This is a genomic window from Allomuricauda sp. R78024, assembly GCF_044596045.1.
In the GTDB taxonomy this organism is placed as follows: Bacteria; Bacteroidota; Bacteroidia; order Flavobacteriales; family Flavobacteriaceae; genus Flagellimonas.
Genome location: NZ_CP138995.1, coordinates 918,886 through 932,097, shown reverse-complemented (window position 1 = coordinate 932,097; position 13,212 = coordinate 918,886). Strand labels below are relative to the sequence as shown.

The window sequence follows — 13,212 nt, the reverse complement described above, 5'->3', positions numbered from 1 at the left end:
GTTAAATTTTATTAATGCTTGTTTTCAATTTTTAAATTAGTTGTTTCTTTGTTCCAGACTAGTTTTTAACATGCAATACCTGAAAAAACTACTGAGCTTTATCTTTCTTACCTTAATAGGTTTGGCCCTTTGGCAATGTGCTAAAAGGGGAAACCCAACAGGAGGGCCAGAAGATAAAACTCCACCGGAACTCTTACGTACCGAGCCTGAGAATTTCTCCACCAATTTTAAGGCTAAAAAAATACGCTTGTATTTTGATGAATTCATCAAACTGGAAGACGTTCAAAACCAGCTTATTGTATCACCTCCTTTAAAAAATCTTCCTGAAGTTAGACCACTAGGCGGGGCAAGTAAGTACATTGAAGTTATTCTGAAGGATACGCTAAAAGAAAATACGACGTACACACTAAATTTTGGACAAAGTATTGTTGATAATAACGAAGGTAATCCCAATAGTTTTTTAACCTATGTTTTTTCAACTGGTTCCTATATAGATTCCTTAACCGTATCTGGAGCAGTAAAAGATGCTTTTAACCGTAAAGCGGATGAATTTATAAGTGTAATGCTGTATGAGCTAGACACGGCCTATACGGATTCTACTATTTATAAAAGCCCTCCCAACTATATTACAAATACGCTGGATAGTCTTCCGTTTTTTGAACTCAAAAACCTTAAGGCTGGTCAATATGCAATGGTAGGGATCAAGGATGTAAATAAAAACAACATCTTTGACCAAAGACAGGATAAAATTGGTTTTTTACAGGATACAATCACTATACCAACGGATTCTATCTATTTATTGAATCTGTTTCTAGAACAACCGGGGTATAATATTTCCGTTCCTAGCTATGTGGCCAAAAACCACATTTTATTTGGATTTCAGGGAGACCACAGAGATATTAAAATTGAGACTTTGACCAATCTACCGGATTCTGTAAAAACAGTACTATTAAAAGACAGGGAAAAGGATACATTGCATTATTGGCTTACTCCAACAGACTTGGATTCCATTATTTTCAAAATAAGCAATGAAAAACTTCAAAGAATTGACACTTTCACTGTTAAAACAAGAAAACTGCCGCTAGATTCCATAACACTTAGTTCTAGCGTTAGGGGCAAATTTAATTTTGAAGAAAGTTTTAGTGTTCTTGGCAATACCCCATTGGTTCGTTTAGATACCACCCAAGTTGGCCTGGTACTCAATGACTCTTTATTGGCTCCGTATACTTATACTCGAGATTCTATAAACAACAAGTTCGATTTTGATTTTGATGTTGAGCCCAATCAACGATATCGTTTTGCTTTTTTCCCAGGAGCAATTACTGATTTTTTTGGGATGGTAAATGACACTTTGGATTATAGTTTTTCTGTGGGCAGTTATGCTGATTTTGGAAACTTAAGTGTAAATATAAGTGGTAATGTGCGTTATCCTTTGATTGCACAATTAACCAATGAACAGGGAGAAACTCAACGTGAACTTTTGGCAACCGTGCCCAAGGTTCTTGAGTTTAATAATTTGGAACCAGGAAAGTATATGATTCGTGTTATTTTTGATGATAATGGGAATGGTGTTTGGGATACCGGGAGCTATCTTAAAAAACTTCAGCCTGAAAAGGTGAGTTACTATCCGGATGTTATTGATGTACGTGCTAACTGGGAGTTGGAGCAGACCTTCATCATAACAGATTAAATTGATCCCTATCTTCCAAGAATTTTAATTTATTTCTAGTGGAATGTATATGATCTTTATCCAAGGTTGCATATAGAATTTCTTCTTTCTCTGAGTACGCTATTTGGTGTCCTAACACATCATAGGCCGCTGAATGCCCAGAATATTCATATCCTAGTCCGTCCAAACCAATTCTGTTTACCCCTATACAATAGGACATATTTTCTATGGCTCGTGCTTTTAACAAGGTATCCCAAGCGGCAATGCGTGGTTTGGGCCAGTTGGCAACATAAATAAGCACATCATAATCTTCCACATTTCTGGCCCATACAGGAAACCGAAGATCATAGCAAACTAAAGGACAGATTTTATACCCTTTGTATTCAATAATTAATTTTTTATTTCCGGCCTTGTATACTTTATCCTCACCTGCTAAAGTAAACGTATGTTTTTTATCATAGCTTTTATATTCTCCATTGGGGTAGACAAAAAACAGTCTATTAAAGTTTTTGGCATTTTCTGCAAAAACCATACTTCCAACAATGGCTGTATTCTTCTTTTTTGCCTGTTGTTGCATCCATTCTAAAGTCTCCTCACTTTCCTTGGCTTCAATGTTTTCAGGACTCATGGTAAAGCCTGTAGAAAACATCTCTGGTAGAACAATTAAATCTATCTCTTCTGTAATGGAGTCGATTTTTTCAGAGAAGGCATCTCTATTTGCTTGAGGATTTTCCCAAAGTAAGTGGGATTGTACAAGTGCTATTTTAAGTTGTCCTGACATTTTTTTCAATCAAAATATACCTCAGATTCTGAAGCTTTGGTCAATTGGAACAAATGCTTCAATTGGCTTTCCAAGATTCTATCTTCTGAAAGCTCTGGAAGATTATCCAAAGGAAAAAAGTCAGCTCCAAGCATATCAAAACCTGCTTTTAGTCCTCCACCCGTTATTCTACACAAGAAAATAAGTTTATAGATATAATACGGCTCTGGAGGATGCGGATGCACCTGCTTATCATAAACAGCCAAAAGCCTTACTACCTCCGTTTTTATTCCCGTTTCTTCTTCAATTTCTTTATTGGCGATTTCCGATGGTGTATTTCCTATATCTGCCCAACCTCCGGGAATGGTCCATTTACTATCTATACTTTCCTTGGCCATTAAAATTTCATCTCTATCGTTCAAAACAAAACCTCTTACGTCTACTTTGGGAGTAGGATAATCTTCTTCCGGCATAAAGAAATCTTGTAGAACTTCTATCGGCGAATCTGCCATGTAGGCCATTAACTTGAGACTGATCTGCTTTAGTTCCTCATATCGTTCCCTAGCATATAGATCAGTGGCATACACCAAACCTGTTTCGGAAATAGCCTTTATTCGTTTAACAAGGTTGAGTTGTTCTTTTGAATCCATTAAATATGTTTGTTAACCTTTGGTTTCAAGTAATTGTATTAATGGTTTTATGCCCTGCATTTTGGCATGATCCAAGGCTGTATTTCCCCTTGTATCTTTTGTTGAAGTATCTACGCCGTTCTCCAAGAGCAACTGGGCAATCTCAATTCGATTAAATGTGGCAGCATAAATAAGACAGGTGGCACCCATGGCATTGGTTTGGTTAACATTGGCCCCTGCTTCAATCAATAATTTTGCTATGCTGGTAAACCCTTTGAAACATACACCCATTAATGCCGTATTGCCTGATCCGTCTTTGGAATCAATCTTAGCTCCTTTTTTTAGCAATAGTTCAGTAATTTTTTCATGCTCGTAGTATGTAGCCAGAATTAATGGGGTAGAACCTCTTTCGTCTCTCGATTCCAACAATTCCATATTGGTTCCTAACAGTTCTTCAACCGCTGTAACGTTGCCATTTCTTATTTGATTGAAAAAGTCTTCTTTCTTGTTCATTTGCTATGGAAAGGTATAAAAAAACTGCCACAACCGTAAGTGGTTATGGCAGTCTTATGTATTAATTTTCTTTTTCTAATTTTCTTTCAATACTATTCCAATACTAAGCCAAATCAAAACGATCTAGGTTCATTACCTTGGTCCATGCCGCAACAAAATCCTTTAAGAATCGCTCTTTAGAATCTTCTGACGCATAAACCTCAGCTATAGCTCTTAGTTCTGTATTAGATCCAAAAATAAGGTCGGCACGGGTACCAGCCCATTTTACTTCTCCGGTAGCACGATCACGGCCAGCAAATACATTGTCCGCTTCTGAGGTGGCTTCCCATTTAGTGCTCAAATCAAGTACGTTTATAAAAAAGTCATTGGTCAGTGATCCAGCGCGTTTAGTAAAAACACCATGTTGAGATTGATTGTGATTTACATCCATCACTCGCAATCCTCCAACAAGAACAGTCATTTCTGGTACTGTAAGCGTTAACAATTGCGCTCTATCTACCAACAATTCTTCTCCAGATGTGGCATGGTTAGGCGTAATATAGTTTCTAAATCCATCAGCCAAAGGTCTAAGGGCTTCAAACGATTCTACATCTGTTTGCTCTTGAGAAGAATCTCCTCTACCTGGAGTAAAAGGAACTGTTATATCCTTGCCAGCGTTTTTAGCCGCCTGTTCAATACCTGCAGATCCGCCTAGAACAATCAAGTCAGCAATAGAAACTTCTTTGTCAGAAGTACTATTGAATTCTTTTTGAATTCTTCCTAGTGTATCCAATACTTTGGCTAATTGCTCTGGGTTGTTGACTTCCCAATCTTTCTGCGGTGCAAGACGAATACGTCCGCCATTGGCTCCACCTCTTTTGTCTGATCCACGGAAAGTTGAAGCTGACGCCCAAGCTGTAGATACCAATTCAGATACTGAAAGTCCTGAAGCTAATATATTGGCTTTCAATGCTGCGATATCGGCATCATTAACTAATTCATGGGCAACCACAGGAACTGGATCTTGCCAAATCAATTCTTCTGAAGGTACTTCTGACCCTAAATAGCGTGCGATAGGCCCCATATCACGGTGCGTTAATTTAAACCACGCTCGTGCAAAGGCATCTTCAAACTCTTTTGGGTTTTTATGAAAACGTTTGGAGATAGCTAGATATGCAGGATCCATCTTCATCGCCATGTCTGCTGTTGTCATCATCAGGGGCTGTTCCTTAGAAGCATCACCTGCTCTCGGTGCCATTTTTGCCTTTGATGCTGCTGTTGGCGTCCATTGATGTGCTCCCGCAGGACTTTTTGTCAATTCCCAATCATAGTTCAACAACACTTCAAAATAGTCATGATCCCATTTAATTGGGTTTGGTGTCCATGCACCTTCTATTCCACTGGTGATTGCATCATCTAAAACACCTGTGCCATAAGAGTTCTTCCAACCCATACTCATTTCTTCAATAGGAGCACCTGCAGGTTCTGCCCCTACATATTTATTTGGGTCTGCAGCACCGTGAGCTTTTCCAAAGGTATGACCCCCTGCAGTCAAGGCTACTGTTTCTTCATCATTCATCGCCATTCGGCCAAAGGTTTCTCTAATATCATACCCTGAACCAATCGGGTCAGGTTGTCCACCTGGACCTTCTGGATTCACATAGATAAGGCCCATATGAGAGGCTCCAAGAGGGTTTTCTAGTTCTCTATCTCCAGAGTAACGTTTGTCATCTCCCATCCATTCTGTTTCAGAACCCCAATATATGTCTTGTTCTGGCTCCCAGATGTCTTCTCTACCGCCTCCAAAACCAAATGTTTCAAAGCCCATGGATTCTAATGCACAGTTACCCGCAAGAATCAATAAATCTGCCCAAGAAAGTTTTTTTCCGTACTTCTGTTTGATAGGCCATAATAATAAACGTGCCTTATCTAAGTTTCCGTTGTCTGGCCAGCTATTTAAGGGCGCAAAACGTTGAGAACCTGAACCTGCACCTCCACGACCATCTTGAATACGATATGTACCAGCACTATGCCAAGCCATACGAATAAAGAAAGGTCCATAATGACCATAATCTGCCGGCCACCAATCCTGTGATGTGGTCATTAAATCATATAAATCTTGTTTTACCGCTTGTAGGTCCAAAGTCTTAAACTCCTCAGCATAGTCGAAATCCTCTTCCATTGGGTTGGACAATGAAGAATTTTGACGAAGAATGTTCAATTTTAACTGGTTTGGCCACCAATCACGGTTAGATGTGCCACCCCCAGCACTTTGGTTTAAAGCTCCACCCATAAATGGGCATCCACTTGCTCCATTTGATGATTTTGTTTCATTTTTACTCATGATAGTATTGTTGTTTAAATATGATTTTTAAGCCTTCATAAAATTAAGAAAACAGTTGCTCCCATTATAGGCAATTCATATTAAAATACTATTAAAACATAGGTATTCTTTATGTCTTGAGAATACCTGTATAAATAGTGTTTTTAGCATAAATTGCGCTTCCATTTGGCACATATGCCCCCTATGATGGCATAAATATGCTGTATATTTGATATTTGCACTTGTTTATCTTTTTGTAAAATAATTTTCAAACATGTCCAATTGCAATACCTTTAACCGTCTATACATTAGAACACTATAAACCCATAATTAATTTTAAATCCTATCACACATGAAAAAACTAATTTTACCAATGATTGCGCTATTGCTTTTTAGCTTTAGTACAGATACTTTTAAGCTTACTGATGATGAGCGTAAAATGGCCACTAAACACTTAATGGAAACACGTGACCACATGGCTAAAGTTCTTGAAGGACTTACTGAGGAACAATTGAATTTTAAACCAGAAGAAGAAGCTTGGTCCATTGCGGAATGCGCGGAGCACCTTGCTATTTCTGAAAATGCTTTTGGTGGATTAATCCAAAAAACCGTTGCTGCCGGTCCAAACCCTGCATTGAAAGACTCTCTAAAATTTAAAGATGATCAACTTATGGGAATAATTGTGGATCGAAGTAATAAAGTAAAAACGGGTGAACCTTTTGAGCCAAGTGGTAAGTTTGGTTCTCATGAGGCTACCGTTAAGGCTTTTATGGATAAAAGGGATGAGCACATTAAATACGTAAATACCACGCAGGATGACCTAAGAAATCGTTATTGTAGTGATCTACCTTTTGGAACCGTTGATGGGTTGCAGGTAGTCATCTTTATGGCCGGACACACAGAACGCCATGTAAAGCAAATGGAAGAGATAATGGCCAATAAACTTTTCCCCAAAGGGAAATAGTATAGTTCTTAAGATATCCCTAAAAATAGGCCTCTTCTCATACAGTAGGGGCCTATTTTTTTACTTTTACACTCAATATACTTTAAACATATAAAATGAAAGTACTTAAGTCTCTTGTGTTAGTTGGAATGTTATTGATGATGGCAAGCGCGAACGCCCAGACCAAGAAGGATAGAAAAATAGTGAACGATGCCAAAAAAGCCCAAAAGACACTTTTAAGTGCAGATAGTGGCCTTGAACGTTTCTTTGAGAATTCTGCAGGGTATGTTCTATTTCCAAATGTAGGTAAAGGAGGTTTTATTATTGGAGGTGCTTCCGGTAATGGTGTAGTCTATGAAGCAGGTGAGAGGGTTGGTATGGCCGGTCTTAAAAAACTTAATGTAGGGCTACAAGCTGGAGGACAGGCCATTATTGAAGTTATCTTTTTTGAAACTGAAGTGGACCTAGAGCGCTTTAAAGAAGGAAAGTTCCAATTTGCTGCTGAGACTTCTGCCGTAGCACTAAAATCTGGCATCGCTTTTAATGCCAAATACAAAGAAGGGGTTGCCGTTTTTGCTTTGCCAAAAGCAGGTTTAATGGCAGATGCTTCTGTTGGTGGACAAAAGTTTAACTATCGTCCTTTTTAAATTCTAAATAGATTAATCCCTTATCCCCGGAGTAAAATCCTCTGGGGCGTTTTGAGGCTGGTTCGTTGTTCCGGCATCACCTGTATCATTATGAATAATCCATTCGTCAAAGGTATAGTTAGGGTTTCCTTCTAAAATATTAGCATTACGGACAGCCCTACCATCTTCAAATTCGTGATTGGTGTTTGACCCATCTTCACCAATAATTCCAAATACATCGACCACAGTGGCAAATGGATCCACTAATTCCAGATTATCATCTCCGTTTGAATCTGCAGGACTGTTTGTTGACACACCTAAGTCAGGAGGAAAGCCATAGATTAGTTCAAACTCGTTTGCATTGGGAGATATTACCAACGTGCTTTCTGCATTAATTACAAATCCAGATAAATCAATAGTAGAGCTAATGTCTGTTTTATCATTGGTATAACGACGTAATATCCATTTGTTTAAATCCAAAGGTTCTGATGCTGAATTGTACAGCTCCACAAAACGGGCGCTCGTGTTATTATCTGGGTCTGCCAATTCCGAAATAAAAATTGCTGTTGAAGTGAATTCCGTTATGATTTCTGGGCAACGGTCATTCGTAAAATTAATATCCTCTAAATCTCGAACAATCAGTTGCAACTCGTCTCCATTTTTTATCAAAACTCCTGTGATTGTTCCATTCCCTTCAGGTAAAATCTCCTTTTGAAAATCCGAAAAGCCACTATTCACAATAACAATCTTCTTTTCAACACAATTTTCAAGAGCTCGTTCGGTTTCTTCTTTTGCAATTGCAAAAGAATTCCCCAATTCTTCCTCCACTATCTCCATTTTCTCAAATTTCACCAAAGTATTGGTCCTTAAATCTTCCACATTCTCGAAATCTACCAAAACCGGTTTCACTTCATCGGCATTATTACATAACAGGAAAATGTGTTCTGGGATTTTTAATACCGGTAGTCGTCCTACGGAGATATTTCCAAACGCTGTAAAGGTGCCGCCAAGTTTAAACGCTTCTCCACTTTTTCCCAAATACAATCCTTTTAATTTTATCAAAATCCTGCTTCCTGCTTCAAAGAACAAATGTGAATCTCTTAAATCAATTTCTATTTGAAAACCATGTGCCGGATTTGTAGGATGATCCTGAAAATGAAGCACACCAAAAAAATTTCCAGCTTTGTCCGAGGAAATAACATATCCTTCTATTATCCAATCTTCCTTAATTTGAACCGTCTCTTCTATATATAAAGCTTCCACTTCCTCAAAAGTGGCGTTGGCTTCCAAGTCATCAATACAACCATTTACTATGTCATTAAAATCACTATTCTTTACGCAAGAAAGAAATGTGAAACAGAGCACAATCACTATATAAATCGACTTTTTAACCATTGTTCTTAATTAAAAACTTATTGCCAAATTCAAAAAATAGGTTCTTCCGTAACCATACCAATATTTAGGCGCAAATGAGGGAGTTCCACTCAAATTATCCTGTTTTAACTGCCCATAATTTCCGTTTCTGCTCTGCTCGTAGCCCCCTGATTTAAAAACTTGATCAAAGACATTGTTCACACTCACAAATGCACTAATGTATTTTTTATTGACTATCCATGATTTTCCTCCCACTACATTCAATAGATAAAAGTCATCTAGTTTTTGCTGCTTTAAAATACGAGTCACATTTTCATCAGTAGCTTCTGGAAAACGCTCTCCAGTATCAGAATCTAACAGAAAACTTTGCGTGCGGGTAATTGTGGAAATATTTATAAAGTTGTTCGCTAAATAATTAGTAGTTGCTCCAATCCACCAATATTTTGGACTCCTATATTCTACCCCTAAAGCAAAAGCAGTTTGCGGTCCCTGAGCGAGTTTTAAATCCTTTAACTTGGCAATACCCAAGTCTATATTTCCTTCTGGGTCAATTAAATCTTCTTCGGCACCTGCTGTATCAAAATTTATATGAACTGAAGGATCACTTGCATAAATATATTCTCCGACGTTTCCGGCCGCGGATAATTTTACATTGGCCGAAACCTGATATTCTAGCCCTAGCTCTATTCCTTTATGCAGTTTATCCAAAGCTGTGATTACTTCCTGGACAAAATCCGACCCCACACCAGAATTAACAAAAAAGAAATTGATGTCCGTAGTATTCTGAAATCGTGTATAGAATGCACTTACTCTTCCTGTTAAATCAGGTAACCGAATGAAATAACTTAAATCTATTGTTGTAATTTTTTCGGTTTGAATTTCTGGAACTATGTCGTTATTTTCCCTTGGATTGATAAATATGTTTTGAAGTGTTGGAGGCTTATTTACGACAGCACCGTTGACGGTCAGCCAATGCCTTCCAGAATAAAAATACGTTACTCCAGATTTAAGCGCGAAACTGGAAAATGAAACTTTCTCGCTATTGCTCAAGGAGTTTTCAAAAAAACGTTCATTTTGAAACAATCCATTCCGTCGAGCACCAAAACTTGAAAAAGAGCCAGAAACAAAACTCTTCCAGCGTTTAAAGTTTAGGCTCATTTGACCAAAACCAACTAAGTGAGTAGCATCTATTTTATAATGGTAATTGAATTTTTCTCCGTCAGTTTTTGATGAACTTCCGTTAACATCATTCAATGTGTTAGAAAAAGAATCAATGTCTTCATGAAAACTTGCTCCCAACAAATCTTGAATCTCAGCAAAATTTTCAGAAGACAATTTTTTAAAATTACCGCCAATACCTAATTGAACGTGTTCATTTAAATTGTAATCCATGACACTTGAAAATGTAATTTCCTTATTCTTAACTACATCATCATAAAGCAAATAAGCTGCTTTGCCTTCACTAGATAAATTAGCAGTATATAAACGACTCCATTGAACTTGTGGGTTCTTTAAAAACCCTTCTTTCGCCAAAGAAGCATTGTTGAAATCTGCTCCTATAGGGCTATTAATATAAAAACTTGGTAAATATCTATAGTAGGTAGGGTCAGGATTTGGGGCATTATAATAGCCTAGTCTGCCTCGGGCATTTTTTCCAAACTGATAAGCAATTCCTGATGTCCAAGTTAATTTTTTAGACTGCAGAAAGTGATTCAACATAAACAGAGGTTCAAAAATATTGCGTTCCCTTGAATTTCGGATTTTCCCACCTTGATTTCCCCAATAGGGATTGTATTGATTCCCTACCAAATCAAAAACTTCTTCCGTTATGGCCGCAGAGCGCCCACGCCTGTTTCTAGCCAAAAGTGAGGTTAAGGCCAAAGTATTTTTATCATTTATTTTACACTCCAAAGAGCCAAAAAAAGAATAGGCATCATACAAAGTGCCATCAACATAACCAGTATTAGACCATCTTCTTGACGAAGAAAATGTGTAGGCCAATCCATTATTTTTTAATCCTGAATTATAGGTAGCCATTAAACGACTTCTGTATGTACGATTTGACATAGAGCCTGATAACCTTATTCCCGGTCTTAATCCAGAGGGTCTAGTATTAATGTTGGTATTACCTAGTATCCCTCCAAAAGTATATGTGTTAACAGACAATGCATTGGTGAATTCCTGATTTCGAATGACATCATTGAGTCCGCCCCAGTTATTCCATTGTGGTCTTCCATCATAAAACTTGTTCATGGGAATACCATTAAGTAAAACTTGACCATTGCTTGAATCGTAGCCTCTTACCTTAAAGAATGCTTGACCAAAATCAAATGCTGCCCTTTTAAGAAATATGTCTTTACTGGATTGTAAGATTCCCGACGAACCCGAAATAGTTTCTTCGTCATCAGCAAGTTCACCATCCGACAAGACAATGAGGTTGTCCGTATTTTCTCGAACTATATCTTTTTCAAGGAAAACTTCTCCTAAATCTATGTTCTGTCCATCTAAAGAAATTGCAAAACTCTTGGAAATAAAATCTGGAACAATGATTTTTAAAATGTGCTCCCCAACTAGCGAAGTCTCAAATGTAAAATGACCATTTACCCCGGTAAAAGATTCTTTGGAGAAGCCATCTATGGCAACAATGGCATTCTGGATAGGGGCTTTTGTGCCCTTTTCCTTTAGACTTCCAGAAATAATAGTACTTTGACTATACAGTTGTGCTGCACAGCAGAATACCAGCAAGAACATAGCAGTTCTCATAGGCTAGCTATCGTAGGTTAATTTAATAAGGGTTGGGGTTATTGTCCTTCTTTTTTGTCCGAAAAACAAACAATCTTAACTATTTTCGATTTAAAATCAAAACCTACATGCAACTTTTATTTTCCCTAATCGTCCTAACCTGTATTTCATTTACCGCTCATTCCCAAAAAAACTATACGGTAAGAACCATAGCATTTTATAATGTTGAAAACCTTTTTGACACTACAAACGATTCTTTGACTTTTGATGACGACCGTACTCCAAATGGCAGCTATAACTGGACTCAAGACAAATACCAAAAGAAAATTGAAAACATCTCAAAGGTCCTTTCAAAAATAGGTGAGGGGACTTCGAAAACATCTCCCGATATTATTGGTTTGTGCGAAGTTGAGAAAAGAAGTGTTGTTGAAGATTTAATTCATCATCCCAACTTATTGGACAAAGATTATGGAATTGTCCATTTTGATTCTCCAGATAGACGTGGTATTGATGTAGCCTTACTCTTTAAAAAAACTGCCTATTTACCAACTTCTTTTAAAAGTCATAGACTGCTTTTATTTGATGATATGTCACAAAGAATTTATACTAGGGACCAACTTGTAGTTGGAGGGATACTGGATAATGAAGAGTTTTATTTTATTGTAAACCATTGGCCCTCCAGAAGGGGTGGAGCTACCAAAAGCAAGCCCAATAGAATTAAAGCTGCCCTATTGAACAAACGTATTATTGATTCCATACAAGGATTAAATTGGAATGCTAAAATCATTAGTATGGGAGATTTTAATGATGACCCAAGGGATGATAGCTTAAAAAAAATACTGAGTACTACTGGTAAAGAAAATCAATTGGATAGTTTAAGCCTTTTTAATCCTATGGAAAAGCTCTTTAAAAAAGGTTATGGGTCATTGGCCTATAGGGATAAATGGAATCTTTTTGACCAATTTTTCATGACTTCAAATTTAATAAACGAAAGCAAGCAAGAACATTCCTTTTGGAAATCTGGAATCTATTCACCACCATATATGAAGACAATCAAAGGGAAATTTAAAGGGTATCCCCTTAGAACATATTCCGGCACTAATTACCTAGGAGGATATAGTGACCACTTTCCTGTCTACTTATTTTTACTGAAAGAAAGGGGCTTTTAATTAAACCACTGCCCCCAAGGAATACGGCTTAAAATAAATAGTAGTCCCAAGCCGTAAAAGACGGCGATACTTTTAAACTTAGCAGCATCTTCTGTCTTTTTCTTATGCCTAGACCAGCCAATGGTAATCAGAACTATAGCGATTATATTCATTAAAGGATGTTCTAAAGCCAAAAGGCGTGCAGCAGCATTTAAACCGCCCATACCCAACGTCTGTATCGCTTTTAAGCCATTATCCGATATAAAATATAGCAATAGCCCTATCAACAATTGAATATGGCTCAAGATCAAGGCAAAAAGACTTACCCTTAGGTCTTTTTCCATGGTAAACTCTTTCTTACCCAACCATCCCTTTAAGGCATTAAAAACAGCAAGAATTAATATCGCCAATACCACATAGGCAAGATATGAGTGTACGTTTTGTAGAATTTCCATATGACTAGTTTGAAGTTTAAAAGTAAGGATTTTGGAACTAAAAAACCCTGC

General features: G+C 37.5%; 11 protein-coding genes. 4 read left to right on the top strand and 7 right to left on the bottom strand.

Features of this window, described 5'->3' with window-relative positions; translation table 11 throughout:
• Nucleotides 1-70 precede the first annotated feature (70 nt).
• On the top strand, nucleotides 71-1,690 hold the full coding sequence (locus SJY44_RS04150) for an Ig-like domain-containing protein (RefSeq protein WP_396591389.1): 1,620 nt from the start codon (nucleotides 71-73) through the stop codon (nucleotides 1,688-1,690).
• Here the strand turns inward: SJY44_RS04150 and SJY44_RS04145 are convergent.
• The 4 genes from SJY44_RS04145 to katG form a co-directional block, all read right to left on the bottom strand.
• A complete protein-coding gene (locus SJY44_RS04145) occupies nucleotides 1,677-2,450 on the bottom strand; it encodes an amidohydrolase (RefSeq protein WP_396591388.1) in 774 nt (257 codons plus the stop codon). The genes SJY44_RS04150 and SJY44_RS04145 overlap by 14 nt on opposite strands.
• A 5-nt stretch (nucleotides 2,451-2,455) precedes the next feature.
• Nucleotides 2,456-3,079: an NUDIX hydrolase N-terminal domain-containing protein gene (locus SJY44_RS04140; protein ID WP_396591387.1), complete on the bottom strand. Its 624-nt coding sequence runs from the start codon at nucleotides 3,077-3,079 to the stop codon at nucleotides 2,456-2,458.
• Nucleotides 3,080-3,091: 12 nt separating this feature from the next.
• Nucleotides 3,092-3,571 carry an ankyrin repeat domain-containing protein gene (locus SJY44_RS04135; RefSeq protein WP_396591386.1) on the bottom strand — a complete coding sequence of 160 codons (480 nt, stop codon included), beginning with the start codon at nucleotides 3,569-3,571 and terminating at the stop codon, nucleotides 3,092-3,094.
• A 103-nt stretch (nucleotides 3,572-3,674) separates the two neighbouring features.
• The gene (katG, locus tag SJY44_RS04130; protein WP_396591385.1) at nucleotides 3,675-5,894 is read right to left on the bottom strand and encodes a catalase/peroxidase HPI; all 2,220 of its coding nucleotides are present in this window, start codon (nucleotides 5,892-5,894) and stop codon (nucleotides 3,675-3,677) included.
• 331 nt (nucleotides 5,895-6,225) lie between these two features.
• On the opposite strand from katG, the gene SJY44_RS04125 reads away from it, so the two are divergent.
• Both SJY44_RS04125 and SJY44_RS04120 read left to right on the top strand, forming a co-directional pair.
• Entirely contained in the window at nucleotides 6,226-6,837 is a 612-nt protein-coding gene (locus SJY44_RS04125; RefSeq protein ID WP_396591384.1) for a DinB family protein, read from the top strand.
• Nucleotides 6,838-6,932: 95 nt separating this feature from the next.
• Nucleotides 6,933-7,463, top strand: coding sequence for a hypothetical protein (locus SJY44_RS04120; RefSeq protein WP_396591383.1), 531 nt, complete (start codon nucleotides 6,933-6,935; stop codon nucleotides 7,461-7,463).
• Between the two features lie 12 nt (nucleotides 7,464-7,475).
• On the opposite strand, the gene SJY44_RS04115 is transcribed toward SJY44_RS04120, so the two are convergent.
• Nucleotides 7,476-8,837 carry a DUF5689 domain-containing protein gene (locus SJY44_RS04115; RefSeq protein WP_396591382.1) on the bottom strand — a complete coding sequence of 454 codons (1,362 nt, stop codon included), beginning with the start codon at nucleotides 8,835-8,837 and terminating at the stop codon, nucleotides 7,476-7,478.
• 9 nt (nucleotides 8,838-8,846) lie between these two features.
• Nucleotides 8,847-11,579, bottom strand: a complete 2,733-nt coding sequence (locus SJY44_RS04110; protein WP_396591381.1) for a TonB-dependent receptor — start codon at nucleotides 11,577-11,579, stop codon at nucleotides 8,847-8,849.
• A gap of 107 nt (nucleotides 11,580-11,686) precedes the next feature.
• On the opposite strand from SJY44_RS04110, the gene SJY44_RS04105 reads away from it, so the two are divergent.
• Nucleotides 11,687-12,727 (top strand): endonuclease/exonuclease/phosphatase family protein, encoded by a 1,041-nt coding sequence (locus SJY44_RS04105; protein ID WP_396591380.1) that lies wholly within the window; start codon nucleotides 11,687-11,689, stop codon nucleotides 12,725-12,727.
• Here SJY44_RS04105 and SJY44_RS04100 read toward each other — a convergent pair.
• Nucleotides 12,724-13,161 carry a hypothetical protein gene (locus SJY44_RS04100; protein WP_298923976.1) on the bottom strand — a complete coding sequence of 146 codons (438 nt, stop codon included), beginning with the start codon at nucleotides 13,159-13,161 and terminating at the stop codon, nucleotides 12,724-12,726. The genes SJY44_RS04105 and SJY44_RS04100 overlap by 4 nt on opposite strands.
• Nucleotides 13,162-13,212: the final 51 nt, after the last annotated feature.